Origin of the sequence: Hymenobacter sp. 15J16-1T3B, from assembly GCF_020711235.1 — a bacterium.
Taxonomy (GTDB): domain Bacteria; phylum Bacteroidota; class Bacteroidia; order Cytophagales; family Hymenobacteraceae; genus Solirubrum.
On sequence record NZ_JAJFAV010000004.1, the window covers coordinates 386680 to 412883 of the forward strand.

The following is a 26204-nucleotide window of genomic DNA, read 5'->3' on the forward strand; positions in this document are numbered from 1 at the left end:
GGGGTGGCGGCTCCGGCGAAGCCACTGGCCTTGGCCAGTTCGGTGAGGTGCGCCGGCAGCGGCACCTGGCAGCTTGCCTGTTGTCCCGAGTGCACCGGGGCGGCTTTCTGGCGGCCGACCGGCGCACCGGTGGGCGGCTCCCCTTTCCGTTCACGGCTGTTTCCGGGCGCACGGTGCCCGGCCGCTGCTGCTGTGCCTAGGCCTGCGGGCTCCGGCGTAGCAACAACGCGGGCCTTGTTTCCTCTCTACCCCAACATGAAAAACCTCACGCGGCTGCTGCTCGTGCTGCTGGGCCTGACGGGCGCGGCGGCCCAGGCCCAAACCAAGTTTCAGACCCAGGCGGGCACCATCAGCTTTTTTTCCTCCACGCCCATCGAAGACATTGCCGCCAAGAGCACCCAGGCCAGCGCCGTGGTCGACGCCGCGACTGGGCGCCTGGCCTTCAGCGTGCCCATCCGCTCCTTTGCGTTTCGCAACGGGCTGATGCAGGAGCACTTCAACGAAAACTACCTCGAATCGGAGAAATACCCCAAAGCCACGTTTACCGGCGCGGTGCTGGGCTGGAATCCCGCCCTGCTCGCGGCCGCCGGCCCGCACGCCGTGCAGGTGGAAGGCAACCTAACCATCCACGGCGTGACCCACCGCGTGCGGGTACCCGGCACCCTCGAGCAGCAGGGTACGCGCCTGCTGCTCAATGCGCGCTTCAGCGTGCAGCCCGCCGATTACCACATCGAAATTCCTGCCTTGGTGCGGGACCACATTGCCAAAACGGTGGAAGTGAACGTGGCGGCCAACTGCCTGGGCCAGTAAGCCGCCCGCCGACCCGCGCGGCGGACACCGGGCTAGTAGCCCGCCGCCGTGTCGTCGCCGCGCGGGTCGGCGCCGCCGCGCAGGGTGCCGTCAGGCAGCCGCTCGATGGCGTCGATGCGGCCCCAGCGGCCGCGTGGGTTTAGCTTGTAGCCCCGGCGCGTCAGCTCGGCTTCGGCGGCGGGCGCGAGGGCCCCGGCTTCCACGTCGATGTAGTCGGGCAGCCACTGGTGGTGCAGGCGCGGGGCGGCCACGGCCTGCTGCGGGTCTTGGCCGTAGTCGAGCACGTTCAGCGTGGCCTGCAGCACCGAGGTGATGATGGTGCTGCCGCCGGGTGTGCCCACCACCAGCCGCAGCTGGCCTTTCTCCGTGATGATGGTCGGCGTCATCGAGGAGAGCATACGCTTGCCGGGCTGGATGGCGTTGGCCGTGCCGCCGGTCACGCCGTAGGAGTTGGGCACGCCGGGCTTGGCCGAGAAGTCGTCCATTTCATTGTTCAGCAGAAAGCCTGCTCCGGCCACCACCACTTTCGAGCCGTAGGCCCCGTTGAGCGTGGTGGTGCAGCTCACCGCGTTGCCCGCAGCGTCCACGATGCTGTAGTGCGTGGTCTGGTCCGACTCGTAGCCCGGCAGCCCGGCGCCGGCCGCCACCTGGGCTGAGGGGGTGGCTCCGCTAGCCGGCGTGACGCCCGCCATGCGCTGCTTCAGGTAATCGGGCGCTAGCAGCTGCGCCACCGGCACGCGGCCGAAGTCCGGGTCGCCGAGGTAGGTGGCGCGGTCGGCGTACACGCGCCGCTCGGCTTCGGTGATGAGGTGCACGGCATCCGCGGAGTGCCAGCCGAGCTTGCGCAAATCGTAGGGCTCCAGCATCTGCAAGAGCTGCAGCAGGGCCACGCCGCCCGAGGAAGGCGGGGGCATGCTGATGACTTCGTACTGGCGGTAGCGCCCGCGCACCGGCTCCCGCCACCGGGGCTGGTACTGGTCGAGGTCCTGCTGGCTGATCAGGCCGTGGCCGCGCTGCATTTCGGCCAGTAGCAACTTGGCCGTTTCGCCTTGATAGAAGCCGGCGCGGCCCTGGTCGCGGATGCGGCCGAGCGTGGCGGCCAGAAAGCGGTGCCGAATGGTGTCGCCGGGCTGCCAGGGCCGGCCGGGGCGCACGTACGCGTTGGGCAGCGTGCCAAACTCGGGCACTTTCACTTCCGCGTGCAGCGTGGGCGACACGTCAGTGCGCTCGTAGCGGCTGCCGGTCTGCACTTCCGTGGTGATGAACGTGGTACCGTTCAGCCCCTCGGCTTCCCTGGGCGTCAGCGCCAGGCCCTTGGCCGCCAGCTCCACGGCCGGCTGCACCAGCTCGCGCCAGGGCAGCTTGCCCAGCTTCTGATGCAGGGCCCACATACCGGCTACCGTGCCCGGCACGCCCGCCGCCAGGTGGCCCAGGGTGCTCCGGTCCGGCACCACGTTGCCCTGCTGGTCGAGGTACATATCCCGCGAGGCCTTGGCCGGGGCCGTTTCCCGGAAGTCCAGCGCCCCCACCGCGCCATCGGCCCCGCGGTACACCACGAAGCCGCCGCCGCCGATGTTGCCGGCCGCGGGCAAACTCACCGCCAGCGCAAACTGCACGGCAATGGCCGCGTCGTAGGCGTTGCCGCCCCGGCGCAGCACCACCAGCCCGATGCGCGTGGCCTCGGGGTGGGCCGATACGACCATGGCCTGCCGGGCCGTGACGGGCGCGGCGGCCGGGGGCAGGGGAGAAGCAGTGGACGTGACGGTGGCAGCCGGGGCCGCGGCGCGCTGGCAGGCCGGAGCCAGCCCGAGCAGCGCAATCAGCCCGAGCGGGAGCAGGGAACGGTGGAGCATATGCAGCCAAGATACGGCCGTCGGTGTTGTTGGTCGTAGAACTTCGGCAGAAGCCAATGCGGCCTTGTCAGCGTGCTACAAAACGGCCCGCGGACGGCTGCGCCGCTCGGCGGCAGCTCCTGCCTTCGATATTTGCCCCGGAAATGCGCCACCGTTACTGCCCGCCGTTGTTTGCTCTGGCTTCGCTGATCTGGCTGCCCGCCGCGGGCAGCGCGGGCCAGGCGCTGCCGCCCAACCTGCTGCTCGACGACACCTTCGACGACAACCGCCAGGGCTGGCGCACCGGCCGCACCGACAACGGCACCTTCAGCCTGGAAGGCGGCGCCTACCGCTTGCAAAACCAGCAGGCCGTGAGCCTGACCTACCAGCAGCTGCCGCTGAACACCGCCGCCGATTATGCCTTGGAAGCCACCGTGCAGCAGCGCGGCGCGGGCCGCGGCGGCCTGTACTGGGCCGCCGCCGACGAGGACAACGGCAACGTCTTCGCCCTCGAAAACGACGGGCGCAGCGTGGTCATCGGGCGCTGGCAGAAGGGCAAGTGGGAGGAGCTACACCCCGCCGCGGCCCTGCCCGCGGCCGCGGCCGGCGCGGCCCACGTGCTGCGCGTGCTGGTGCACAACGGCGCGGCCAGCTATATCGTCGACGGCCAGGAAGTGTGGACGCAGTCGGCCGCCCGCACCTTCGGCACCGGCGTGGGGCCCTACGCCAGCCGCGCCACCGAGCTGCGCCTCGACCGCCTGCGCGCCTGGCACGTGGCCCGCATCCGCCTCGCCCCCGACGTGCCACTGACCCTGGAGCGCACCGCCCTGGGCGCGGCCATCAACGAGCCGCGCACCCGCGAAACCAACCCCCGCGTGAGCCCCGACGGCCGGCAGCTCTACTTCGCCCGCGACGTGCAGCAGGGCGAGGCCCAGAACCTCGACATCTTCGTGGCCCAGCGCCAGCCCGACGGCCGCTACGCGGAGGTGCAGGCCATCGGCCACCCGCTCAACAACGAGGGCAACAACGCCGTGGAAAGCATTACGCCCGACGGCAACACGGCCCTGCTCATGAACCTCTACGCCCCCGACGGCCGCAGCCGGCCCGAGCGCGGCGCCTCCCTGGCCCGCCGCCGCCCCGACGGGCAGTGGGGCGTGCCCGAGCCGGTGCGCTTCCGCGCCCTGCCGCCCGCCGCCCAGCGCGCCGACTACTTCCTGGCCGCCGGCGGCACCACCATGCTGCTGGCCCTCGATGCCCCGAGCCACCCGCAGAAATGCGACCTGTACGTGAGCCACCTCACCCCGCGCGGCGACTGGACCGAACCCAAGCCCCTGGGCCCGACCATCAACACGCCCGGCGACGACTACGCGCCCTTCCTCGCCCCCGACGGCAAGACCCTGTACTTCGCCTCGGGCGGCCACCCCGGCTTCGGCGGCGACGATATTTTCGTTTCGACGCGGCTGGACGAGACCTGGACCAAGTGGAGCGAGCCGCTCAACCTCGGCCCGGGCATCAACACCCTGCAGGACGACGGCTACTTCTCGGTGACGGCCGCCGGCGACTACGCCTTCTTGGTGGGCAGCAACGAGCAGGGCGACTACGACCTGTTCCGCGTGACGCTGCCGCCCGCGCTGCGCCCCAAGGCCACCGTGCTGCTGCGCGGCCGCGCCGTGGATGCCCGCAGCGGGCAGCCGCTCCCCGTAGCAGCCGACATCAAAGTGGAGCTGCTGCCCAAAAACACGCCCGCCGGCCAGGCCACGGCCGCTACGGCCGGTAAGTTTCAGCTGACGTTGCCCGGCGGGGCCAGCTACCAGCTGCGCGCCTCCGCCCCCGGCTACCTGCCGATGACGCAGGAGCTGGACCTCACGACCAGCACCCAGTACGGCGAAATCAGCCGCGACCTGCCGCTGACGCCTCTCTCGGCCGGGCAGCGCATGGCCCTGAACAACCTGTTTTTCCAGCAAAGCAAGGCCGATATCCTGCCCACCTCGCGCCCCGAACTGGACCGCCTGGTGCAGGTGCTCAAGGACAACCCCGAACTGCGCATCCGCCTCGAAGGCCACACCGACAACCAGGGTGACCCGAAACTGAACGTGAAGCTCTCCGAGGAGCGGGTGCAGCACGTGCAGCAATACCTGGTGGCCCAGGGCATTGCGGCCGAACGCCTGCAAACCATCGGCTACGGCGGCGCGAAACCCGTGGCGCCCAACGACAACGAGTACAACCGCCGCAAAAACCGCCGCGTCGAACTGGTGGTGCTGGAGTAGCAGGCGGACCGGCCTTGTGGCTTTTTAGTAATAGAACGTCATGCTTCGACTGCGCTCAGCATGACGACCTTTTGGCGCTGTTCTCACGTCATCCAACGTCAGCCTGCGAGATGTCTCGACAAGCTCAACATGACGTTCTGCTCGTAACTCGGACCGAAACAGCCCCTACGCAGTGGTGCCGCCACAGCTGGAGCCGGCGCCGGCCGTGCAGCCGTAGCAGTGCTGGTTGACCACCACGGCGCGCTCGGCCAGCCGGGCCGCGTCGAAGTCGCGGATGTGGCGCACGGGGCTGGCCACAGTCAGGTCGAGCATCTGGTTGAAGTCGCAGTCGTAGAGTTGCCCGTCCCAGCCCACCGAAACGGTGCTGCGGCACATAACGCCGGCGGCGGCGCCGGGGTTGAAGGCCGTTACCAGCTTTTCCATGTAGCCCGCGTAGTTGCCCGATTCGATCAGGTAATCGAGGTAGCGGCTGACGGGAATGTTGGTAATGGCGAAGAGCTGGTTGAACACGATGCCGTGGTCCTTGAGCAGGGCCCGTTTGAAGTCCCGCTCCAGCCCGGCCTGCGACGACGGCATAAACGCCCCGGCGGGGTTATACACCAGGTTCAGCGTCAGGCCGCTGCCTTCCTGCCCGTAGCCCACGGCGTTGAGCATTTTCAGGGCCCGGATGGAATCCTCAAACACCCCGTCGCCGCGCTGCCGGTCGGTTTTGCTGGCGTTGTAGAAGGGCAGGGAGCTGACCACTTCCACGCCGTGCGCCCGGAAAAACTCCGGCAGGTCGTGGTACTTCTTGTTGGCCACGATGATGGTCAGGTTGCAGCGCACGATGATGTGGCGGCCCAGAGCGTGAATCTGCTCCACAAACCAGCGGAAATCCGGGTTCATCTCGGGCGCCCCGCCCGTCAGGTCCACCGTCGGAATGTCGCTTTGGGCCAGCGCATCCAAGCAGAGCTGCATGGTCGCGCGGGTCATGATTTCCTTGCGGTCCGGCCCGGCGTCGACGTGGCAGTGCTTGCACACCTGGTTGCACATCTTGCCCACGTTTACCTGCAGCACCGCCGGGGTCAGGGGCCGCAGCGGAAACAGCCCGGCCTCGCGCATTTTGTGGGCGAAGGGCGGCAGGTGGGCGCCCTCGGCCTGGTCGGGCCGGAGCACGGTGAGCTGGTAGGCCGGGTCGGCGAGCAGGCTGCCGGTGGCTTTGAGGGACTTGATCATGGAGAAAAAAAGGCTGCAGCCAGGGGCGCGGCACTGGCAGGTACACGATAGGAACTGCCGGTGGGCCGCTCCCGGCTGCTACTACCTACGCAATCCGGCCGGTTGGCAGATGTGGGCGCGCTGCTTATTCGTACAAGTTACGCAGCCGGCGCAGACTCCGCCGCACCACCCAGTCGCCGAGGCCGGGCAGCAGCGTGTGCACCAGCACGATAAGCCTACCCAGGGCCGAAATAACCGTGCGCTGCCGCCGCTGCTGCACGTGCCGCACGATGATGCGGGCCACCTCGGCCTGGGTTTTCTGCCAGCGCGGGGGGCGGTGGGCAATGGGCACGGGCTGGCCCTGGGCGTCGAGCACGCGCTTGTCGGGGTCGTTTTGGGTGAAGCCGATGTGCACGACCCCGACGTGCACCCCCGTCTCGGCCAGCTCCAGGCGCAGGGTGTGGGCCAGGTTGGCCAGGGCCGCCTTGCCCGCGCAGTAGGCCGAGCCCGAGGGCATGCCGTTCAGCGCCGAAATCGACGAGATGAACGTGACGCTGCCGCGGCTGGCCACCAGGTGCGGCAGCGCGGCCTTGAGCGGAAACACCGAGCCGTACACGTTGCTGTCGAGCACCCGGCGGAACACCTCGGGCTGCATGTCGGCGAAGTAGGCCCGCTGCGAGATGCTGGCGTTGGTGATGAGAATGTCGAGGCGGCCAAACGTCGCCAGCGTCGCGGCCACCAGCCGTTCACAGGCCGCGTAGTCGGTCACGTCGGCCACGCAGCCGGTCACGCGCAGCCCTTCGCCCCGGAGCAGCGCCTGGGTGCGGGCCAGGCGCTCGGGGCAGCGGCCGTTGAGCACCACGGCGGCGCCCAGCTCGCCCAGCACCCGCGCCGTCTCGCGCCCGATGCCCGACTCGGAGCCGGTGACAAGGGCCACGCGCCCGGCCAGCGGACCGGGGCGGCCGGCGGTTGGCGCCGTGGTAAGTAGATCAGACATAGCCGTGGGCAGAAAACCAGGCGTCAGCGTCGGCTACGGCCTGGGCAATGGGCGTTTGGGGCAGGGCCAGCTCGGTGCGGGCCTTGGCGGCGGTGAAGTAATGCCCGTCGTTGGCCACGGCAACCATGGCCGCGTTCAGCGCCGCCGGGCGGCCGGTGAGGCGGGTTTTCAACTCGCAGAGGCGGCCGTAGAGCGTGGCCAGCGCCGGCGGCAGCGGCCAGCGCGGCGGCGCCACGCCCAGCACCCCGGCCATCAGGTGAAAGGCCTCGCGGAAGCTCAGGTTTTCGTGACCCAGGATGTAGGATTCGCCCTGGCGGCCCTGGGTAAGGGCGTTGACGGTGGCCACGGCCACGTCGCGCACGTGCACGTAGTTTTTGCCGCCGGCGGGGTAGGCGGGCAGCTCGCCGCGGCGCAGCGCCAGCAGCAGGGCGTTGGAAGTGGGCTTGGCGTCCTGGGGGCCGAGCATGAACGTGGGGTGCACCAGCACGGCGGGCAGCTCGTCTTCGGCCGCGGCGCGGCGCACCAGCGCGGCGGCGGCCAGCTTGCTTTCCTGGTAGTCGAGGCCGTAGCGGGGGCCGGCGAAGGAGCGGGTTTCGTCGCCGGGCTGCTGCCGGGTGCCAAACGCGAAGTCGATGGCCGTGCCCACGTATACCAGCCGCCGCACCCCGGCCCGGCGGGCCAGGCCCAGCACGGCCTCGGTGCCGCCGTAATTGGTGGCCCACACGGCTGGGTGGCGGGCCGGGTTCACCTGGGCCAGCGCCGCCGCGTGGATGATGTAGCCGCAGCCCGCAGCGGCCTCGTGCAGGCTGGCCGGCTGCGTCAGGTCGCCCTCGGCGCACTCGATGGGCAGCGCGGCCAGCGGCGGCAGCGGGCCCGGGCCGCGCTGGGCCTGGCCCGGCCGCAGCAGGGCCCGCACCGGGTAGCCGCGGCCGAGCAGTTCCTGCACGAGGTGGCGGCCCAGAAAGCCGTTGGCGCCGGTAACCAGGACGAGCGGCAGCATCAGCGGTAGTTCAGCAGGGCCTGGTAGGTGCGGGCAATGCGCCGGGGCTGCACCTTCAAGAAGAACATGGAAAAGGCCGTCAGGTTGGCCAGCTGCACCCGCAGCCAGCCGTTGGTTTCGTACTTGCGGGCCGACACGAGCACGTCCTGCGGCACGATGTAAAACGGGGCTACCCGCCGGATGCGCCGGATGATGTCGAAGTCCTCCATGATGCAGTAGTGCTCATCGAAGCCGCCGAGCTGCTCGAACAGGGCGCGGGTGATGAACAGGGTCTGGTCGCCGCCGCGGCTCATCAAGCCCGGAAAGCGGGTGCCGTAGCTGTTGAGGCGCAGCAACGGGTGGGGCGAGTCGAAGCGGAAACGGTAGCAGCCGGCCGGAAACCCGTCGCGCACGGCCCGGCGGATGGTGGTGACGTAGCCGGGGTGCACCCGTACGTCGGCGTGCACGAAGTAGAGCAGTTCACCGCGGGCGTGTTGGGCGCCGTGGTTCATCTGGGCGGCGCGGCCGGGCCGGGGCGCGGGCAGCACGGTGGCGCCCGCCTGCCGGGCCGCCTCGGCCGTGCCATCTGGGCTGGCCGCGTCCACCACGATGATTTCCACCTCGCCGGTCGGGTCGTGCTGCCGGAGCGTGCGCACCAGCTGCCCGATGTGGGCGGCTTCGTTGTAGGTGGGAATGATAACGCTGATGTGCATGGGGCAGGAAGTTAAAACGCTTCGCCGACGGTAAGATACAGCCCGCTGGAGTGGCGGCCCAGGCCGTAGTCGACGCGCAAATTCAGGTGCTCCCGGCGGTTCAGGGTGAAGCGCAGGCCCGCGCCGTAGGCCGTTTTGGGCTGGTTGAGCCGCAGCAGCCGGGCGTCGTCGCCGAGTGCGCCCACGCCGCCGAAAGCCACGGCCCCGAGGCGGCGGTACACGTCGAGGCGCAGCTCGGCCTGCAGCAGGGCGGTGTGCTGGTCGCGGTAGCGGCCCTCGTAGTAGCCGCGCAGGCGCCGGGTGCCGCCCAGCAGCGAGAGGGCATTGAACGGGGCCGTGCCGCTGGTAAAGCTGGCGACGTAGTTCAGGGCCAGCACGGCGCGCCGGCCCAGCGAATGGTAGCTGGCCACGTCGGCGGCATAGCGGCTAAACCGGGTGGTGGCCCCGCCCGGGCCGGCCCCCACGGCCCGCTGCCGGGGCATAAGGGTGATGTCCGCCACCAGCCCGCGGCGGGGGTAAATCACCCGGTTGCGCGCGTCGTAGAAAATGCCGAGGCCCCCGCCCGTGAGGCGGCTGCCCCGGCTGCCGGCCACGGCGCCGCGGGCCAGCAGGCCGCCGGCCTCGGTGGCGGTCAGGCGGTAATCCTCGTATTGGTAGCGCAGGCCGGCGTAGAGCCGGCCCCGTCCGAGCCGGGGCCACACCCGCCGGAAGGCATTGAGCCGCACGCGGGGAAAATGGACGCCGTACAGCTCGCGGGGCGCCGACTGCGGGCCCGCGCCGAAAAAGTAGTAGGTGTAGCGGTAGTAGCCGGCCTCGCCGTAGGCGTAGTAGCGGTTGTGGTCGTAGAACAGCTGAAAGGGCAGGTAGAGCAGCAGCTGGCGGTTTTGGGTGTAGGCCGCGCCCACCGTAAGCTGCGAGGGCCGCGCCAGCGAGTCGCCCGCGTCGCGGGCGAAGCGCAGGGTAGCCGTGACGGCCGCGCCGTAGGCCAGGCGCGTTTCGGGCGTGTAGTACACCAGCGGCAGCGGAATCAGGGCCAGGCGCCGGGGCCGCGCGGTGTCGGCGGGGGCCGCGGCGGCAAAACCCAGAAACGCGGCGGTCAGCAGCATGGTGCGGGCGGCGCGGGAAAACCTCTACGGTACGCGCCGGGTTGATGCCTACGAAATTACCGGCGCCGGAAGTTTGCCGGCCCCACATCTTTTTGGCTTGCTGCCTTCGTATGTCCGCTCGATGAAACGCCTTACCACCACTTTGCTGCTGGCCGCGCTGGTCCTGACTGCCGGCACGCTGACGGCCCTGGCCTTGGCCGGCGGCCGCCTCAACCCCGTGCCCACCCCGGGCTACGCCGCCCCGGCCGTGAGCACGCCCGTCGACCACGCGGCCTACGACCGGCTGCTGAAAAAACACGTCAACGCCCAGGGCTTGGTGGATTACCAGGGCTTCAAGGCCGACGAAAAGGTATTCAATCAGTACCTGGCCCAGCTCAGCAAGAACCCGCCGGCCGACAGCTGGAGCAAGCCCGAGCAGATGGCTTACTGGATCAACGCCTACAACGCCTACACCATCCGCCTCATCCTCGACCACTACCCGGTGGAAAGCATCAAAGACATTGGCTCGAAGATTAAAATCCCATTCGTAACCACGCCCTGGGCGGCCAAGTTCTTCAGCATCGGCGGCGAGAAAATGAGCCTCGACAACATCGAGCACGGCATCCTGCGCAAGAAATACGACGACCCGCGCGTGCACTTCGCCCTGGTGTGCGCCTCCATTTCCTGCCCGCGCCTGCGCAACGAAGCCTACACCGCCGCCCGCCTCGACCAGCAACTCGACGACCAGGGCCGGGACTTTCTGAACAACCCCGCCAAGAACAAGGTCGGCAAGTCCGCGGCCCAGCTCTCCAAGTACTTCGACTGGTACAAGGGCGACTGGGAAAAAAACGGGCAGTCGGTGGCCAAGTGGGTGAACCGCTACGCCAGCACCAAGATGGACGCCGACGCCAGCGTGAGCTACCTGGACTACAACTGGAACTTGAACCGCCAGTAAGTCCCGCCGCGGCGCCCCGAAGCCACTTGACCTGAGCGGAGCGGCTGCTGCTGGCCGGCCCCTGGCTCGGACCCATACCCTGATTTTCTACTGTCTTTTCATACCCCCGCCTCTTCGGATGAGCTATTTAGAAACCACCGCCGACGTGTACCGCCAGGCGGCCCAGGAGCCCCAGGTGGGCCTGTGCTGCACCACCAACCCCGTGTGGCAGCTGCCCGGCCTGAGCATTCCCCAGCGCATGCTCTCCATGAACTACGGCTGCGGCAGCACCGTGAACCCGCGTGACCTGACGGGCAGCCCCACCGTGCTCTACGTGGGGGTGGGCGGCGGCATGGAGCTGCTGCAGTTTGCCTACTTCAGCCGCCGCTCCGGGGCCGTCATCGGCGTCGACGTGGTGCCCGAAATGCTGGAGGCCTCGCGCCAGAACATGCGCACGGCCGAGGAGCAGAACGAGTGGTTTCGCCGCGAATTCGTGGATTTGCGCGCCGGCGACGCCCTGCACCTGCCGGTGGAAGACGCCAGCGTGGACGTGGCCGCCCAAAACTGCCTGTTCAATATCTTCAAGCTCGACGACCTGAAGCGGGCCCTGCAGGAAACCTACCGCGTGCTCAAGCCCCACGGCCGCCTCGTCATGTCGGACCCCACCTGCGAGCAGCCCATGAGCGAGGAGCTGCGCGCCGATGAGCGCCTGCGGGCTTTGTGCCTCACCGGCTCTTTGCCCCTGCAGCAGTACCTAGATTTGATTACCTCCGTGGGCTTCGGCACGGTGGAAGTGCGGGCTCGGCGCGCCTACCGCGTCCTCTCGCCCCAGCACTACGCCACCGACGAGCTGATTTACATCGAGAGCGTGGAGGTGTGCGCCATCAAGGACCCCATGCCTGCCGACGGCCCCTGCATCTTCACCGGCCGCACCGCCATTTACTACGGCGGCGAGGAACTCTTCGACGACCAGAAAGGCCACGTGCTGCTGCAAAACCAGCCTTTGGCCGTGTGCGACAAAACCGCCAAGGCCCTGCTCGCCCTCGGCCGCGACGATATTTTCGTTTCGCCCTCCACCTACCACTACGACGGCGGCGGCTGCTGCTAGCCCGCGCCCCGCCGGCCCCGGTCCGCTCTACCGAGCCGGGGCCGGCGGGGTGAGTCCGTTCTTGCCATGAAGCCGACCGACCTGCTGTGCTGGGGCGGCCTGGGCCTGGCTGCCACGCCCGCCCCGGCCCAAAGCCCGCCGCCCGCCGAGGTGCGGCGCTACGGCATCGAGGTGGCCGGCCTGCGCGTGGGCACCATGACGGCCACCCGCCAGCCCCAGAACCAGGCCGACGTGGTGTACACGCTGGTCAGCGACGTGCAGGTGAATTTCTTGGTGTACCACCTGGTGGTCTACTACAAGGTGGTGAACCGGGTGCGCAACGGGCAGCTGCTGCTGTCTACGGTGGAAGCGCACACCAACCAGGGCAACTTTGCCTCGCGCACCGAGTGGCGCGGCGACCATTACGACATCGTGGCCGACCAGTACAAGCACCACTACCGCAGCACCGAGCGGCAGCCGATTACTTACACCGTCACCGACCTGTTTTTCGGCCCGCCCGGCCCGGCGCAGCCGCGGGCTTACGCCGAGTACTTCGGCGACTATTTCACCCTGAGCCCGGCCGCCGGCCGGGGCTACCACGCCCGCCGGGCCGGCCGCGAAGACGACTACCAGTACCTCAACGGGCAGCTCACGACCATCGTCAAGAAGAACCCGGTGAAGAACTTCGTCATCCGGCGGCTTCCCGACGCAGACGCCCAAGCTAGGCCTCGGTAGAGCCCGGAACGGGCCGTGCCCGCCGCGAAAATGACTGCCCGCTCCTGTGGCGGCGGCGCGCCGCATTTTTTCTGATCGGGACAGAAAGGCCCGGGGCAAGGCGTTAAATCGATTGCGCAGCGGCGGGCCCTAGTGACAGTAGGAGCGGGCCGCGTTATCAGTTACCGGCGCGGGTTACATTTGCCTGAAACCAAACGCTTCCCGTGCCCATGGAAACTGCCGCCGCCGATACCCAGACCACGCCCGAAGAAGCCGCCACGCCGCACCTGCCGCTCGTCCAGCACGACCCCTGGCTGGCCCCCTACGCCGACGTCATCCAGCGCCGCCTCGACCGGTTTCACGCCCGCCGGGCGGAAATCGTGGCCCAGGCCGGGGCGCTGACCAAATACGCCTGCCGCCACCAGCAGCTCGGCCTGCACTACGACGCCCGCCGCCGCGGCTACTGGCTGCGCGAATGGGCCCCGGCCGCCCACGCCGTCTTTGCCGTCGGCGACTTCAACCAGTGGGACCGGAGCTACACCCCGCTCACCCGCCGCGACGACGGCGTGTGGGAGGTGTTCTTGTCGGAGCAGACCTTCCCCAACCTGACGCCCGGCTCGCGCTACAAGCTGCACGTGCACGCCGCCAACGGGCAGCGCGACCGGCTGCCGGCCACCGTGCGCCGCGTGGTGCAGGACGAGCATACCAAGGACTTCAGCGCTCAGATTTGGCGGCCCGAGCAGCCGTTTCAGTGGACCGACCAGCAGTTCCGCATCAACAACTACGTCAAGGAGCCGCTCATCTACGAGGCCCACGTGGGCATGGCCCTGGAAGAAGGTCGCGTGGGTTCCTGGCGCGAGTTTGCCGACCAGATTCTGCCCCGCATCCAAGCCGACGGCTACAACGTGGTGCAGCTCATGGCCGTGGCCGAGCACCCGTACTACGGTTCCTTCGGCTACCACGTGGCCAACTTTTTCGCGCCCTCGGCCCGCTTCGGCACGCCCGAGGACCTCAAGTACCTCATCAACGAGGCGCACCGCCGCGGCCTGGCCGTGGTGATGGACATGGTGCACTCGCACAGCGTCAAAAACGAGGCCGAGGGCCTGGGCAACCTCGACGGCTCGGGCGCCCTGTACTTCCACGAAGGTCCGCGCGGGCAGCACCCGGGCTGGGACTCGCTCTTGTTCGACTACGGCCGGCCCGAGGTGCAGCAGTTTCTGCTGAGCAACCTGCGCTACTGGCTCGAAGAATTCCACTTCGACGGCTTCCGCTTCGACGGGGTCACGTCAATGCTCTACCATCACCACGGCGAGGGCACGGCCTTCACCGACTACGCCCAGTACTTCGGGCCCGAGGCCGACGAGGACGCCATTCTCTACCTGCAGCTGGCCACTTCTTTGGTGCGCGAGTGCAAGAAATCGGCCCTGCTCATTGCCGAGGACATGAGCGGCATGCCCGGCCTCGCGCGGCCCGTGGAGGAAGGCGGCCTGGGCTTCGGCTACCGCCTGGGCATGGGCTTGCCCGATTACTGGATCAAGACGCTCAAGCACCAGCGCGACGAAGATTGGAGCATGGGCGGGCTCTGGCACCAGCTCACCAACCGCCGCGCCGGCGAAAAAACCGTGGCCTACGCCGAAAGCCACGACCAGGCCCTGGTCGGCGACAAATCCCTCTCGCACTGGCTGCTCGACGGGCGCATCTACTCGGGCATGTCGCGCCTGCAGGAGGCCGACCTGATTACCGCCCGCGGCGTGGCCCTGCACAAGCTCATCCGCCTCGTTACCCTCGGGGCCGGCGGCGAGGCCTACATGAACTTCATCGGCAACGAGTTCGGCCACCCCGAATGGGTCGACTTCCCGCGCGAGGGCAACAACTGGAGCCACCACTACGCCCGCCGGCAGTGGAGCCTGGCCGACAACCCCGACCTCTACTTCCACAGCTGGCTGCTCTTCGACCGGGCCATGATTCAACTGGAGCGCCGCACGCGCTTCCTGGCCGCGCCCACCCGGCTGCTGCACGCCGACGAAGACAACAAGGTGCTGGCCTTCGAGCGCGCGGGCCTCGTGTTCGTCTTCAACTTCCACCCCGAGCGCAGCCTCAGCGACTACCGCTTCTTCGCCGGTCAGCCCGGTAGCTACACCCTGCTGCTGGGTTCCGATCAGGCCGAATTCGGGGGCTACGCCCGCATTGCCGCCGACGTGAAGCACTTCAGCCAGCCCGACGAGCACGGCACGCCTTTCCTGAGCCTGTACCTGCCCAGCCGCACCGCCCAGGTACTGCAGCGCGGCAAGTAAGGCGCCTTGCAGACTGCAGCGGTTCACCTGGCAGTCATTGCGAGCGAAGCGCGGCAATCCTTCCTCTCGCGGCACGACGCTGCAGCTGGCAGAAACCGAAAGCCCGTCAGAACGAAAACAGCACCGCCCGAAACCGGAGTTACCGGTTTCGGGCGGTGCGTTTTGGGTCGTTGCTACTACTAGAGGAAAGATTACTTCGCTTCGCTCGCAATGACTACGGGGTGAGCCATCTGACTGCGGGCTGAACCGTTGTGGGCGAAGCGGCTCTAGCTGCGCTTGCGGCCGGCCTTGATCATTTCTACGGCTTTGCTGATGCGCTCGTAGCGCGTTTCCGTCTTCTTGGCCGACTCGATCCAGCGGGTGTACTCGCGCTGGTGGGTGTAGGCTAGCTCGTCGAAGCGCTGGCGGATGCCGGCTTGGTTGAGGGCTTTGGCAAAATCTTCGGATACTTCGGCCATGCGCGGCTCGGTGTCGCGGGCCAGGGCCACTTCCACGGTGTTGCCCCAGGTTTTGCCGATGGCCCCGCGGATTTGCTTGGGCACGCCCAGCAGGTGCTGCCCGTCGCCCATGGGCGTGAGGGAGCCGCGGTAGGGAAAGCCGTCGAAGGTGACGAGCACTTTTACCTGGGCGCGGGTGCCGTAGGCCTCCTTCACGTCGAAGGGAATGATGACGAACACGCCGCCGTTTTCGCTTTCGAGTTCCAGCTCGGCGGTGAAAGTGTGCTCGGGGGTGAAGGCGGGGAAATCGGAGGGCATTGCGGGAAAAAATTAACGGAGAAAGTGGGAATCGAGCACCAACGCGGCGGCCAGGTTGGGCGCGCCGGTGGGCAGCACGAATACGCGGGCGGCCAGCTGCCGGTAGCGCTGGCGCAGCCGCTCGGCGGTGGCTTCGTCGGGCACCAGAATGCGGTCGGCCTGGGGCAGGGTGATGCGCTCCAGGGCTTCCATCCAGCCGCGCTCGGCGGCGCTGCTGGCCAGTTCGGCCGCCAGTTGCGCCACCTGCAGCACCAGCGGGCGGCGCGTGAGCTGGCGCAGTTCCACCCCGGCCAACCAAGTGGGCCAATCGGGTGCAAAGATGACCTCAAAAGTTGACTCGTACGCCAGCCGGGCGGCGTTGCGGGCGTACTGGATGATGCGGAAGTTCAGATCGGGCGCCTCGGCCGGCGCCGCCGGCAAGGCTGGATCAACGGCATCTTGGCCCGGGTGGTCCTCGGCCGCGGGCTCGGGCAACAGTTCCGATTCAGCGGCCGAAGTAGGAGCCAGGTCGGTCGGCAGAACGGGCAGTTCGTTCGCCGCGGGCAGGGTAGGTAGCTCGCTGGCCGGCGCGGCGGGGGCGGTCGGGTCGGGTGCGGCAGTTACCGCGGCAGCGTCGGTGGCCGCTGGCGTGGCCACACGGGCCGGCGCTCCGGCGGCGGGGGCCACGGCAGTAGCCGGCGGGGCAGCCAATGCGGCTACCGGCACGCGGTAATCGGGCACCGGGGCGTGCCGCAGGGCGCTGTCGGCGTGCTGCGCCGCACCGATGTAGGGCGGCGCCGGGGCGGTGAAGGCGGGCGCGCCAGGAGCTTTCACCTCGCCGTTTGCTATGGAATGGCCAGTCAGGCTGGGTAGGCCCTCGGCCGGCGCCTCGCTGCGGCCCGCGTAGGGGGCCGCAGGTACGGCCACGGGCTGCGGCGGGCCCGCGTCTCGGCCCACGTAGGGAAACGCCGGCGCTCCCTGGCCCAGCCGCGGGAGCACGGCCGGCAAGGGCGGGGCCACGTCGAGGGAACGGCCGCGCGGTGCCTCGGCATCAGCAGCCAGCGGAACCGCCGTCCAGAGCTCAGTGGCGGTGGTGGCGGCAAGCTGGCGAGCGAGGGGCAGGGCGGCGGACGCCGCGTCCCAGCCCAGGAGCAGCACGGACGACGGGGCGGTGGGCATCGGCATGGAACGGTGTACGTGGGCCACGAACCTACGGCCGGGGGCGCGGGCAAGCAAGCCCGGTGCCCGGAAACCCGGCGAAACCGGCCGAAACCAAGGGAATCTTGTGAAAACCAGGGGAAACGCCCGGTGCTCGGTACAAACCCTGGGAAACCTCCGTATTTTGCGGCTTCCTTCCGCCGGAACTACCCCGGCGGAAGTTTTTTTTCTCTCCGCACCTACTTGCTCCCCTGAACCCATGGCCGACGCGTCCATTCAGGATAACAACTACATGATCAACGACCTGGCCCAGAAGGGCCGCCAGGAATTCTTTCCGGGCCAGGTCATTCGCGCCGAAGTCGTGCCGGGCACGGCCGACTTCCGCTTCACCTGCGACAACGGCGTGGTGCTGCTAGTGCAGGTCATCAGCGACAAAATCCTGCGCTTCCGCTACAGCACCGACGGCTACTTTGCCCCCGACTTCAGCTACGCCTTCGAGCGGGGCGCCCCGCAGCGCCAGCCCACCACCATGCTGGAGTTCGTGGAAAAGGACGACCACTACCGCCTCACCACCGGCCGCGTCATCTGCATCGTGGGCAAGGAAAACGTGCACGTGCGCCTCTTGAACCGCTCCGGCATCGTGCTGCTGGAGTACGAAAAGGGCTTCCACTGGGAGTACGACTGGGAATCCGGCAACGACATCGTCAAGATGAGCCAGCAGGTGCAGCCCGGCGTGCACTACTACGGCCTCGGCGACAAGCCCGCCAACATGAACCTGCGCGGGCAGCGCTTCTGCAACTGGGGCTCCGACACCTACGGCTACGAAAAAGGCTCCGACCCGCTCTACAAGAACATTCCCTTCTTCCTGGGCCTGCACCAGAAGCTGGCCTACGGCCTGTTCTTCGACAACTCGTTCAAAAGCTACTTCGACTTCGCCGCCGAGCGAGCCGACGTGACGAGTTTCTGGGCCCACGGCGGGGAGATGAACTTCTACTTCATCTACGGCCCCACGCTCACCGAAGTCACCCAGGACTACACCAAGTGCCTGACGGGCACGCCCGAGCTGCCCCCGCTCTGGGCCCTGGGCTACCACCAGTGCAAGTGGAGCTACTACCCCGATTCGCTGTTCAAGGGCATCGGCGCCGAGTTTCGCAAGCGCCGCATTCCCTGCGACGCCCTGTACCTCGACATCGACTACATGGACGGCTACCGCTGCTTTACCTGGCACCCGGAGCACTTCCCCGAGCCGAAAAAGATGGTGCAGGAGCTGGCTCAGGACGGCTTCAAAACCATCGTCATCATCGACCCGGGCATCAAAATCGACCCGAACTACCCCGTGTGGCAGGAAGGCTTCGAGCAGGGCCACTTCTGCCGCCGCGCCGACGGGCCGCTGATGAAGGGCTCGGTGTGGCCTGGCCTCTGCCACTTCCCCGACTTCACCAGCCCCCGGGTGCGCGAGTGGTGGGCCACGCTGTTTGAGGGCTTGATTCAGGACGTGGGCGTGCGCGGCGTGTGGAACGACATGAACGAGCCGGCCGTGTTCGAAAAGGGCACCTTCCCCGACGACGTGCGCTTCAACTACGACGGGCACCCGGCCTCGCACAAAAAGGCCCACAACGTGTACGGCATGCAGATGGCCCGCGCCACCAACGAGGGCGTGAAGCGCTTCTCGTACCCGCGCCGGCCCTTCACCATCACCCGCAGCACCTACGCGGGCGGGCAGCGCTACTCCTCGGGCTGGACCGGCGACAACATTGCCTCCTGGGAGCACCTCTGGCTGGCCAACATCCAGTGCCAGCGCCTGAGCATCTCTGGCTTCTCGTTCATCGGCTCCGACGTGGGCGGCTTCATCAACACCCCCGACGGCGAGCTGTACGTGCGCTGGGTGGCGCTGGCGGCCTTCCACCCGTTCTTCCGCACGCACTCCTCGGGTGACCACGGCGACCAGGAGCCCTGGTCCTTCGGCGAGGAGTTTGCCGACCTGGCCCGCCACTTCATCGAGCTGCGCTACAAGCTGCTGCCGGTGATGTACACCGCCTTCTGGCAGTACGTGCAGCACGGCACGCCCATTCTGCGCCCCCTGGCCTTTATCGACCAATCGGACGCGCAGACGTACCAGCGCATGGCCGAGTTTGGGGTGGGCGACCATCTGCTGGTCTGCCCCATCACCCAGGCCGGCGCCGACGGCCGCTGGATGTATTTGCCCAAAGGCCGCTGGTACTACTGGTGGACCGACGAGCAGAAGGATGGCGGCGCCGAAGTGTGGGCCCCCGCCGGCCTGGAGCGCATACCCGTCTACGTGCGTGCCGGCGCGGTCATCCCCGCCCGCCCCGTGATGCAGTACACCGACGAGCAGCCCGTGACCGAGCTGACCCTGCACGTGTACCACACCGAGGGCGTGGAGGCCAGCACCCTCTACGACGACGGCGGCGAGGGCTACGGCTACCAGCAGGGCCAGGCCACGGTGCGCACCTTCACCAACACCGGCACCGTGATGAGCCTGAAGCTGCAGCAGCAAACCGAAGGCGACTGGGTCCCGAGCTGGACTTCTTACCGCGTGGTGCTCCACGGCCTGCCCGTAGCGGCCGAGCAGCTGACGGTAACCGTCGACGGCGAAACCGTGCCGGTACGCCTGGCGCCCTCCGCCACCGGCGGCCAGGAACTGCCCCAGGTAACAGTGCCCGCCGACTTCCAGGAGCTGATGGTGCGCACCACGGCCCCGGCGAAGAAATAAGGGGGGCTGGTAAGCTACGAGAAGCCCTCCATTATCCTGAGGCGTAGCTGAAGGACCTTCCTCGCACCCTGCACCTACTGAGAAGCGCAGCCACCAACGCCCTGCTACACGGGCCTCGGTGGCTGCGCTTCGGTATTACTGCGGTCTTTGGAAAGGCGTTTGTGCTTCGTCGGCCGCGGTGGGGCGAGGTGGGGAAGGAAGCGCCTTCGGCTACGCCACAGGATGACGGGCTAGTTCTCGCAGCTTGCCTGACCCGTTTGTTGGCTGTCCGCTGCCAGCCGCGTCCGGATGTACTCGTACACGTCCGCGTCGGCGAGCAGGGTGCCGTGGTGCTGGCGCGGGAAGATGCGCACGAGCACCTGCTCGGCCCGGCGAAACACGCTGCCGGTGGCCGAGCCGCCGCCCACCAACCCATCGCCGAAGTACTGAGCCAGGGCCGATTCGGCGTTTTTTAGCAGTGAGGCGGCCAGCACGTGGTACTGCACGCCGGGCAGCGGCGGCACCGGGGTACGCGGCGGCACGAGGTCGTCGGCGTGCGGATTCTGCCAGTCCTCGTCCACCAAGCGGGCGTGGCGCAGGTCACGGATGCCCGCGCTGCGCCGGTCGATGGTGTCGGCCAGCAGGCGGGCCAGGCGCAAGTCGAAGCGGCGCAGGGCCAGGCTGGTCAGAAAGCTGTTCTGCTCCAAGAAAGAGCCTTCGTTCGGCACGCCCAGCAAGAACACCTGCCTTAGGTGCGCCAGCCACGGGGCCGCGGCGGCCGTAGTGGCCTCGGCTTCGCGGGCCCAGCGCAGCTCTTCGTGGGCGTAGTAGCCCGCCGAGCGAATCACCAAACCGCCCATGGAGTGGCCGACGAGCGTGAGGTCCGTCACGGCTTCGGGCCAGGCCTGCACCAACTGGGTGAGCAGCTGGTGCAGGGCGCGGCCGTTTTCGCTGATGTGCAGGCCGGTGTTGTAGCGCACGTACAGGCAGCGCACGGCCGGCAGGTCCTCGGCCAGGCGCGGCCCGTAGCGCAGCAGCCCGGCCGGACCGGTTTGCCAGATGTGTTCGTCGCCCATCAGCCCGTGCACGAACACCACCGTGGGCCGCGGCCCGTCGGTCAGGTTCAGGTCGATGGCGGGCACGTCGGCATCCTGGCGGCGGAAGCTCAGGCGGATGGCGCGCTGGTCGCCGCGGGCCGCCAGCTGGTCGCCGATGGCGCCGTTGAGGGCGGGCAACAGGAAGTGGCGGTAGCTGCGGCCGGTTTGGCGCAGCGCGTCAAGGCCCGCAAACGGCGCCGTGGCCGCCCGCCGCAGCGCGCCGGTGGTGCGCTGCCAGCGCGAAGACTTGGGGGCGGGTGAATCCGGTTTCATCGGGGGTGAAGGTAGCAGTTGCCCAACCATAGCCCGATACGCAGCCGCCGGACAAAGCGCCGGGCGGCCGCCGACAAGCGCACTGTGCCTCCGGCCGCTTCGCCCGCTCACATCTTTATGTAGCGGCAAAACCAAAAAACGCCGCCCGGCTTGCCGGGCGGCGTCTTCGCGGATGGAATAAGGCAGGGCGTTGGCGTTATTGCACCACCAAGCGGCGCGTTACGGCGCCTTGGGCGGCTTCGAGGCGGAGCACGTACACGCCGGCGGGCAGGCCGTGCAAGTCGATGCGGCGCGAGCCGGCTTCGGAGCTACGGCCCTGGCGCAGTACGGTGCGGCCCAGGGCGTTGGTCACGGTGTAGGGCGCGCGCAGTACGGCCGCGTCGGTGCGGGCATCAAGGGTGAAGACGCCGTCGGGGCTAGGGTTGGGGAACGGGGCCAGCTCGGGGTTGCGCCGGGCTTCCTGGGCCGCCGTGGCCACCGAGCCCACCGTGGTGAAGTCGTCGAGCGTGAGCACGTTGCCGGCCGTCAGGTTGCCGTCGAGGGCGCCGGAGAAGGCAATGACGTGGATGGAGTCCGGCGCGAGGTTGCTCACGTACTGCAGCGGCACTTGCAGCTGGGTGTAAGTGGGTTTGGCTTCGAGCAGGTAGGTTTCGCCCAAGGCCAGGATGGTGGAGCGCCCGTTGATGTAGCGGGTCAGAAACACCAGGATGGACGCCGAGTCCTGCGCCACGTTGTTGCCGGTGAGCTTGTAGTGAACCTGCAGGGCCTGCGGGCGGCTGGTGAAGGGCATGCCCGCGCCGTCGCTGGCGCCGCCGGGGTTGCCGCTGACGTGGATGCGGGTGCCCAGAATCAGAATGCCCGGGTAGAGAATGGGCGTGCTGAAGATGTTGATGGCCTTGGTTTCCAGGCGGGCGGCAAACGAGCCGGTGTGCGCGTCGGGGGACTTGGTAACGGCGCCTACCACCAGCGGAATGGGGAAGGAGGCCTGCAGCAGGTCGTCGGTGTTCTGCCAGTTCTGGGGCCGCTCGGCGGCGCCGGCGCCGGTCCAGGTTTCGAAGCCACCGTTGGGAATGGGCGCCGACTGGGCCAGCGCCGCCGTGGCGGCGCTGGCGAGTAGGGCCAGGGAGAGTAGCAAGCGTTTCATAGCGGTAGGGGTGAACGGGGTGTTTGTCTGCCGCAAAGTTCCGCTGCCCCCGCCCCGCGCACAATCACATCTTCGGGGGAGAGGAAGTAGGAGGCCAAGAGCTGTTAGCCCGATAACTTCTGCCCTCAGCCCCTGGCTAACGCCCAAGCCCAATACCGCCTACCCCCTTGCCCGCATGCCCATGCTCAGGGGCCAGGCCAGCACGGCCCCGGCCAGCAGCCCGCCAATGTGGGCGGCGTGGTCGATGCCGGGCTGCAGGCCGGTGGCGAAATTGGCCCCCACGATGTAGAGCGTATGCACAAACAGCGCCGCCCGCGCCGAGCGGCTGAGCCGGGCCGCGTTGGTGGCCGTAAGGGTGAGCATGGCTCCGTACAGCCCGAAAATAGCTCCCGAGGCGCCCACGCTGTTGACCCAGCCCGCGTGCCAATACAGGCTGGCCAGGCTGCCGCCCAGGCCGCTGAGCAAGTAGGCCAGCAGCAGCCGGGTGCGCCCCACCAGTGGCTCCAGCAAAGCCCCGATGACGAGCAAGGCGTAGGTGTTGAGCAACAGGTGAGCCACGCCGCCGTGCAGCACGCAGGCCGTCAGCAGGCGCCACCACTGCCCGCGCGCCACCAGCGGGGTGAAGTTGGAGCCCCAGGCAATGAGGTCCTGCCCGCTGGGCTGCAGCGCATCCACGCCCGAGGCCACCATGAGCAGAAACACGAGCAGGTTTAGCCCGGCCAGGCTCAGCGTCACGGCCACGCTGCCCAGGCCGGGCACCGCCGTGGCCGGAGCCGGCCGCGGGGGCGGCTCCGGCGCGGGTACCTGCCCGCGGCGGCGCAGCTCGGCCCAGGCCGCCTCCACCAGCGCGGGCTGAAACGCGCCCGGGTGCTGGGTGAGGTAGAGCAGCTCCGCGTCGGTTTTGCGGGCGAAAGCGTCGGCCAGGGAAGAGCTGGGTTCCATGCCGTTGGGGCCCTCCACAAGCCTGCCAAGCCGCCCCGCTGCGCCAACTTGGCAAGCCCGGCCGTAGGAACCGCCCCGGCAACCTGCCGTATAGCCAGTACCATTCTTTCGCACCCAACCCCACACCACGGCCATGACACCCGACCCGATCCAAGACGAGCCCTACAACCAGGAAAGCAACGCCCGCCCCACCGGCCGCCAGTACGAGGCCGAAGCCACCGCCTCCGGCCAGCCCAGCAGCGAGCAGGAACGCCAGCCCCAAGGCCGCTTTGGCATGGGCGACCGGATGAACGTGCAAACCGGCGACAACGCCGACGACAACTCCGGCAGCGGCGGCAACGTGAACGGCAACCCCACCAAAGGCCACAACGTGGCCCGCGGCACCCACTACGACGCGCCCGGCAACGCCGCCGAAGGCGACGTGGGCGGCAGCACCGCCTCGGCCGGCACCGGCACCTCAGCCGGCCAGCCCGGTCAGGTCCCCGGACTATAATTCAACGGTGAAGTGGTGAAGAGCGAAGTTGTGAATTGGCCAAATACCCTTTCACAATTTTACCCTTCACCACTTCGCCAATTGACTTTGCCGCACTTCACTTTCCCACACCACCCACTGCTATGAACAAAGGACAAGGCAATTCGACCAACCAGGAGAGCAGCGGCGCCGATAAAGTCGGCGTGGCCAACAGCGGCCAGAACCAGTTTCCGCTGAAAAAAGACGCGCAAGACGCCACCAAGCGGCAGGATAAGCAGCAAGGCCCGGCCAGCGCCGGCTCGCAGGTGCGCGACGAGGCCAAGCAGCTGCGCCGCAACGACAACGCCACCGATTAAGGTCGGCTTTCCCCACCCACTCCCACCTGCATCATGAGCCAGAACCAAAAGAACTCCGACCAAGGCGCCAAAGGCAGCAGCCAGCGCGGCGGCCGGCTTTCGGCCGACCAGCAAAACCAGGGCGGCGGCCAAGACAACGAAAAGCGCCACAACCAAAGCCAGCCCAAGGGCGAAACCACCAAGTACCCCAACGGCGGCCTCTCGCGCAGCTCCGCCAACGACGGCGGCACCATCGAGGACAGCAACAACCGCTAGGCAACGGTGAAATTGTGGAGGGTGAAGTGGTGAATAGGAGCACATCCTTTCACAACTTCACCCTTCACAATTTCACCCACAACCAATGCGCCGGTTTTTTGCCCTTGCCCTGCTGTTGAGTGCCGCGCCTCCGGCGGCGCAGGCGCAGCTAGCCAACCCGCTGAAGCAGCTGCTGCGTCGCGACACGGCGGCCGTGATGCGCCAGGTGCTGCACAATCCGGCCGCTTACCGGCTGCAGATTGTCTATACCCAGATTCAGCGGGATGAGCAGGGACGATCCTCGTTTAAGTCGTTTACCTACCGGCTTCGGCCCAAGGAGTACTTCTACCCGGCCAGCACCGTGAAGCTGCCCACGGTGGCCGCGGCGCTACAGAAGCTGCAGCGCCTACACCTAGAGCGAGAAATGCCGCTGCGCATCGACTCGACCTTTGCCGGTCAAACCCGCGTGCTGCTCGACAGCACCGCGCCCGGCCGGCGGCCCACCATCGGGCAGTACGTGCGCAAGATTTTGCTCGTCAGCGACAACGACGCCTTCAACCGGCTCTATGAATTTGTCGGGCAAGCGGAGCTGAACCAGGACCTGAGGCATTGGGGCCTGCCGGGCACCCGCATCATTCACCGCCTCTCGGTGGGCGACAAAGAGCCCGGCTCGCGCCACACCAACTCCTTCACGTTCTTTGCCGATTCGACGGGCGCGGCGGTGCGCTACCAACAGCCCGCCGCTTTCAACGATGCCCCGCTGCCCGTGCTGCCGGCCGTGGCGCCGCGGGTGGGCCGGGCCTATCTGAGCGGTGAGCAGCGCATCGAGCAGCCCCTGGATTTCAGCGACAAGAACTTTTTCCCGCTGGCCGAGCAGCAACAGGTGCTGCGGGCCCTGCTGTTTCCGCAGTTCGTGCCGGCTACGCAGCGTTTCGACCTTGCGGCCGCTGACTACGCCTTCCTGCGCAAGTACCTGCGCCTGCCGCCCCGCCAGAGCCGGTACCCGCGCTACGATGCCGCGCACTACCCCGACAACTACGCCAAGTTTCTGCTCGTGGGCGGGCCGCCGGCGGCCTTGCCCGAGGGCGTGCGCATCTACAACAAAATCGGGCAGGCCTACGGCTTCCTCATCGACAACGCCTGCATCGTCGACTCGCTGCGCGGGGTGGAGTTTCTGCTTTCGGCCGTCGTGTATTGCAACGAAGACGAGGTGCTCAACGACGACCACTACGACTACGACACCGTGGGCCTGCCCTTCCTGCGCCGCCTGGGCCAGCTGGTGTACCAGTACGAGCTGACGCGCACCGATGAGCGCCGCCGCCAGCAGGTGCGGACGTATTGGGCGGCGCAGCAGGAGCGGGCCGAACCCTGAGCGGCGGTAACTTGCCCCCATGCCCGCCCGATTTTTCGTTCTGCTTAGCTTCTGCGCCTTGGCCGCTACCCCGCAATCCGGTCCCGCCCGCGTCACCGAGCCCGCCGAGTACCGCCGGCAGGTGCACCAGGACCCGCGCCAGGAGCTGGTCGACCTGGCCCGCTTCATTCCCGGCCTGCGGCTCGACATCCGCTACGCCACGACCCACAACCTCACCGGCCAGCGCATCTATCCCGAGGCCGCCGCTTTCCTGCGCCGGCCCGTGGCCGAAGACCTGCGCCGCGCCCAGCAGACGCTAGCCCAGCAGGGCTACGCGCTCAAAATCTACGACGCCTACCGGCCCTACGCCGCCACCGTGCGGCTCTACGAGGCCCTGCCCGACCAAACCTACGCCGCCCCGCCCACCCGCGGCTCCAAGCACAACCGCGGTTGCTCCGTCGACGTGGGCCTGGTCGACCTCAACACCGGCCAGGACGTGGCCCTGCCCACCGACTTCGACGCCATGACGCCCGCCGCCCACTCCGACTACCAGCAGCTGCCCGCGGCGGCCCTGCAGCACCGCGCCATCCTGCACCGGGCCCTGCAGCAGCACGGCTTCAAGAACTACGCAGCCGAATGGTGGCACTTCGACCACGAGGGCTGGGAGCAATACCCGTTGCTTGATCTGCCCTTCAGTGCCCTGCGCTGAGCGTCTAGGATAGCATTAGCGGGTATTTCAGCGTCATCCTGAGCAAAGCGAAGGACCTTGCCCCGTTGAACGAGTCCGTTCTAACGGGGCAAGGTCCTTCGCTTTGCTCAGGATG

General features: G+C 68.0%; 23 protein-coding genes. 12 read left to right on the forward strand and 11 right to left on the reverse strand.

Annotated features, from left to right (window positions below):
* Window positions 1-255 precede the first annotated feature (255 nt).
* Complete coding sequence (locus tag LJ737_RS09675) at window positions 256-810, forward strand: YceI family protein (protein ID WP_227765109.1); 555 nt, start codon at window positions 256-258, stop codon at window positions 808-810.
* A 32-nt stretch (window positions 811-842) separates the two neighbouring features.
* On the opposite strand, the gene ggt is transcribed toward LJ737_RS09675, so the two are convergent.
* On the reverse strand, window positions 843-2663 hold the full coding sequence (gene ggt / locus LJ737_RS09680; RefSeq protein WP_227765111.1) for a gamma-glutamyltransferase: 1821 nt from the start codon (window positions 2661-2663) through the stop codon (window positions 843-845).
* Window positions 2664-2806: 143 nt separating this feature from the next.
* Between ggt and LJ737_RS09685 the strand changes: the two genes are divergently transcribed.
* On the forward strand, window positions 2807-4909 hold the full coding sequence (locus LJ737_RS09685; RefSeq protein WP_227765113.1) for an OmpA family protein: 2103 nt from the start codon (window positions 2807-2809) through the stop codon (window positions 4907-4909).
* Window positions 4910-5074: 165 nt separating this feature from the next.
* Here the strand turns inward: LJ737_RS09685 and arsS are convergent, their stop codons facing one another.
* The 5 genes from arsS to LJ737_RS09710 form a co-directional block, all read right to left on the reverse strand.
* Window positions 5075-6121 (reverse strand): arsenosugar biosynthesis radical SAM (seleno)protein ArsS, encoded by a 1047-nt coding sequence (arsS, locus tag LJ737_RS09690; protein WP_227765267.1) that lies wholly within the window; start codon window positions 6119-6121, stop codon window positions 5075-5077.
* A gap of 127 nt (window positions 6122-6248) precedes the next feature.
* Window positions 6249-7100: an SDR family oxidoreductase gene (locus LJ737_RS09695; RefSeq protein WP_227765115.1), complete on the reverse strand. Its 852-nt coding sequence runs from the start codon at window positions 7098-7100 to the stop codon at window positions 6249-6251.
* Entirely contained in the window at window positions 7093-8100 is a 1008-nt protein-coding gene (locus LJ737_RS09700) for an NAD-dependent epimerase/dehydratase family protein (protein ID WP_227765117.1), read from the reverse strand. The genes LJ737_RS09695 and LJ737_RS09700 overlap by 8 nt, the downstream gene beginning before the upstream one ends.
* The gene (locus LJ737_RS09705) at window positions 8100-8792 is read right to left on the reverse strand and encodes a TIGR04283 family arsenosugar biosynthesis glycosyltransferase (RefSeq protein WP_227765119.1); all 693 of its coding nucleotides are present in this window, start codon (window positions 8790-8792) and stop codon (window positions 8100-8102) included. Before LJ737_RS09705 ends, LJ737_RS09700 begins: the two co-directional genes overlap by 1 nt.
* An 11-nt stretch (window positions 8793-8803) precedes the next feature.
* Window positions 8804-9898: a BamA/TamA family outer membrane protein gene (locus LJ737_RS09710; protein ID WP_227765120.1), complete on the reverse strand. Its 1095-nt coding sequence runs from the start codon at window positions 9896-9898 to the stop codon at window positions 8804-8806.
* Between the two features lie 121 nt (window positions 9899-10019).
* On the opposite strand from LJ737_RS09710, the gene LJ737_RS09715 reads away from it, so the two are divergent.
* From LJ737_RS09715 to LJ737_RS09730, 4 genes are all read left to right on the forward strand, one after another.
* The gene (locus LJ737_RS09715) at window positions 10020-10832 is read left to right on the forward strand and encodes a DUF547 domain-containing protein (protein ID WP_227765123.1); all 813 of its coding nucleotides are present in this window, start codon (window positions 10020-10022) and stop codon (window positions 10830-10832) included.
* A gap of 118 nt (window positions 10833-10950) precedes the next feature.
* The gene (gene arsM / locus LJ737_RS09720; RefSeq protein ID WP_227765125.1) at window positions 10951-11919 is read left to right on the forward strand and encodes an arsenosugar biosynthesis arsenite methyltransferase ArsM; all 969 of its coding nucleotides are present in this window, start codon (window positions 10951-10953) and stop codon (window positions 11917-11919) included.
* A gap of 66 nt (window positions 11920-11985) precedes the next feature.
* Entirely contained in the window at window positions 11986-12633 is a 648-nt protein-coding gene (locus LJ737_RS09725) for a DUF6134 family protein (RefSeq protein ID WP_227765126.1), read from the forward strand.
* Window positions 12634-12842: 209 nt separating this feature from the next.
* A complete protein-coding gene (locus LJ737_RS09730) occupies window positions 12843-14906 on the forward strand; it encodes an alpha amylase C-terminal domain-containing protein (RefSeq protein ID WP_227765128.1) in 2064 nt (687 codons plus the stop codon).
* Window positions 14907-15172: 266 nt separating this feature from the next.
* Here the strand turns inward: LJ737_RS09730 and LJ737_RS09735 are convergent, their stop codons facing one another.
* Both LJ737_RS09735 and LJ737_RS09740 read right to left on the reverse strand, forming a co-directional pair.
* Window positions 15173-15661: a YdeI/OmpD-associated family protein gene (locus LJ737_RS09735; protein ID WP_227765130.1), complete on the reverse strand. Its 489-nt coding sequence runs from the start codon at window positions 15659-15661 to the stop codon at window positions 15173-15175.
* A 12-nt stretch (window positions 15662-15673) separates the two neighbouring features.
* Window positions 15674-16825, reverse strand: coding sequence for a glycosyltransferase family 4 protein (locus tag LJ737_RS09740; protein ID WP_227765131.1), 1152 nt, complete (start codon window positions 16823-16825; stop codon window positions 15674-15676).
* Window positions 16826-17057: 232 nt separating this feature from the next.
* Here LJ737_RS09740 and LJ737_RS09745 point away from each other — a divergent pair, with 232 nt between their 5' ends.
* Complete coding sequence (locus LJ737_RS09745; RefSeq protein ID WP_227765132.1) at window positions 17058-19532, forward strand: glycoside hydrolase family 31 protein; 2475 nt, start codon at window positions 17058-17060, stop codon at window positions 19530-19532.
* Between the two features lie 230 nt (window positions 19533-19762).
* Here the strand turns inward: LJ737_RS09745 and LJ737_RS09750 are convergent, their stop codons facing one another.
* The 3 genes from LJ737_RS09750 to LJ737_RS09760 all read right to left on the reverse strand — a co-directional run bounded on the left by LJ737_RS09750 (window position 19763) and on the right by LJ737_RS09760 (window position 22967).
* Complete coding sequence (locus LJ737_RS09750) at window positions 19763-20881, reverse strand: esterase/lipase family protein (protein WP_227765134.1); 1119 nt, start codon at window positions 20879-20881, stop codon at window positions 19763-19765.
* A 196-nt stretch (window positions 20882-21077) separates the two neighbouring features.
* Window positions 21078-22025, reverse strand: a complete 948-nt coding sequence (locus tag LJ737_RS09755) for a T9SS type A sorting domain-containing protein (RefSeq protein ID WP_227765137.1) — start codon at window positions 22023-22025, stop codon at window positions 21078-21080.
* A gap of 159 nt (window positions 22026-22184) precedes the next feature.
* Window positions 22185-22967: a rhomboid family intramembrane serine protease gene (locus tag LJ737_RS09760; RefSeq protein WP_227765138.1), complete on the reverse strand. Its 783-nt coding sequence runs from the start codon at window positions 22965-22967 to the stop codon at window positions 22185-22187.
* A 133-nt stretch (window positions 22968-23100) separates the two neighbouring features.
* On the opposite strand from LJ737_RS09760, the gene LJ737_RS09765 reads away from it, so the two are divergent.
* The 5 genes from LJ737_RS09765 to LJ737_RS09785 all read left to right on the forward strand — a co-directional run bounded on the left by LJ737_RS09765 (window position 23101) and on the right by LJ737_RS09785 (window position 26089).
* Entirely contained in the window at window positions 23101-23460 is a 360-nt protein-coding gene (locus tag LJ737_RS09765; protein WP_227765140.1) for a hypothetical protein, read from the forward strand.
* Between the two features lie 122 nt (window positions 23461-23582).
* The gene (locus LJ737_RS09770; protein ID WP_227765142.1) at window positions 23583-23795 is read left to right on the forward strand and encodes a hypothetical protein; all 213 of its coding nucleotides are present in this window, start codon (window positions 23583-23585) and stop codon (window positions 23793-23795) included.
* A gap of 33 nt (window positions 23796-23828) precedes the next feature.
* The gene (locus LJ737_RS09775) at window positions 23829-24050 is read left to right on the forward strand and encodes a hypothetical protein (RefSeq protein ID WP_227765143.1); all 222 of its coding nucleotides are present in this window, start codon (window positions 23829-23831) and stop codon (window positions 24048-24050) included.
* A gap of 85 nt (window positions 24051-24135) precedes the next feature.
* Complete coding sequence (locus tag LJ737_RS09780) at window positions 24136-25401, forward strand: serine hydrolase (RefSeq protein WP_227765146.1); 1266 nt, start codon at window positions 24136-24138, stop codon at window positions 25399-25401.
* A 19-nt stretch (window positions 25402-25420) separates the two neighbouring features.
* The gene (locus tag LJ737_RS09785; protein WP_227765148.1) at window positions 25421-26089 is read left to right on the forward strand and encodes a M15 family metallopeptidase; all 669 of its coding nucleotides are present in this window, start codon (window positions 25421-25423) and stop codon (window positions 26087-26089) included.
* The last annotated feature ends 115 nt before the right edge of the window (window positions 26090-26204 follow it).

Bases quoted from the DNA above. Each gene is read 5' to 3' on its own strand.
- LJ737_RS09675 (WP_227765109.1), top strand. From the start codon at position 256: ATGAAAAACCTCACGCGGCTGCTGCTCGTGCTGCTGGGCCTGACGGGC.
- ggt (WP_227765111.1), bottom strand. From the start codon at position 2,663: ATGCTCCACCGTTCCCTGCTCCCGCTCGGGCTGATTGCGCTGCTCGGG.
- LJ737_RS09685 (WP_227765113.1), top strand. From the start codon at position 2,807: ATGCGCCACCGTTACTGCCCGCCGTTGTTTGCTCTGGCTTCGCTGATC.
- LJ737_RS09695 (WP_227765115.1), bottom strand. From the start codon at position 7,100: ATGTCTGATCTACTTACCACGGCGCCAACCGCCGGCCGCCCCGGTCCG.
- LJ737_RS09700 (WP_227765117.1), bottom strand. From the start codon at position 8,100: ATGCTGCCGCTCGTCCTGGTTACCGGCGCCAACGGCTTTCTGGGCCGC.
- LJ737_RS09705 (WP_227765119.1), bottom strand. From the start codon at position 8,792: ATGCACATCAGCGTTATCATTCCCACCTACAACGAAGCCGCCCACATC.
- LJ737_RS09710 (WP_227765120.1), bottom strand. From the start codon at position 9,898: ATGCTGCTGACCGCCGCGTTTCTGGGTTTTGCCGCCGCGGCCCCCGCC.
- LJ737_RS09715 (WP_227765123.1), top strand. From the start codon at position 10,020: ATGAAACGCCTTACCACCACTTTGCTGCTGGCCGCGCTGGTCCTGACT.
- arsM (WP_227765125.1), top strand. From the start codon at position 10,951: ATGAGCTATTTAGAAACCACCGCCGACGTGTACCGCCAGGCGGCCCAG.
- LJ737_RS09725 (WP_227765126.1), top strand. From the start codon at position 11,986: ATGAAGCCGACCGACCTGCTGTGCTGGGGCGGCCTGGGCCTGGCTGCC.
- LJ737_RS09730 (WP_227765128.1), top strand. From the start codon at position 12,843: ATGGAAACTGCCGCCGCCGATACCCAGACCACGCCCGAAGAAGCCGCC.
- LJ737_RS09735 (WP_227765130.1), bottom strand. From the start codon at position 15,661: ATGCCCTCCGATTTCCCCGCCTTCACCCCCGAGCACACTTTCACCGCC.
- LJ737_RS09740 (WP_227765131.1), bottom strand. From the start codon at position 16,825: ATGCCGATGCCCACCGCCCCGTCGTCCGTGCTGCTCCTGGGCTGGGAC.
- LJ737_RS09745 (WP_227765132.1), top strand. From the start codon at position 17,058: ATGGCCGACGCGTCCATTCAGGATAACAACTACATGATCAACGACCTG.
- LJ737_RS09750 (WP_227765134.1), bottom strand. From the start codon at position 20,881: ATGAAACCGGATTCACCCGCCCCCAAGTCTTCGCGCTGGCAGCGCACC.
- LJ737_RS09755 (WP_227765137.1), bottom strand. From the start codon at position 22,025: ATGAAACGCTTGCTACTCTCCCTGGCCCTACTCGCCAGCGCCGCCACG.
- LJ737_RS09760 (WP_227765138.1), bottom strand. From the start codon at position 22,967: ATGGAACCCAGCTCTTCCCTGGCCGACGCTTTCGCCCGCAAAACCGAC.
- LJ737_RS09765 (WP_227765140.1), top strand. From the start codon at position 23,101: ATGACACCCGACCCGATCCAAGACGAGCCCTACAACCAGGAAAGCAAC.
- LJ737_RS09770 (WP_227765142.1), top strand. From the start codon at position 23,583: ATGAACAAAGGACAAGGCAATTCGACCAACCAGGAGAGCAGCGGCGCC.
- LJ737_RS09775 (WP_227765143.1), top strand. From the start codon at position 23,829: ATGAGCCAGAACCAAAAGAACTCCGACCAAGGCGCCAAAGGCAGCAGC.
- LJ737_RS09780 (WP_227765146.1), top strand. From the start codon at position 24,136: ATGCGCCGGTTTTTTGCCCTTGCCCTGCTGTTGAGTGCCGCGCCTCCG.
- LJ737_RS09785 (WP_227765148.1), top strand. From the start codon at position 25,421: ATGCCCGCCCGATTTTTCGTTCTGCTTAGCTTCTGCGCCTTGGCCGCT.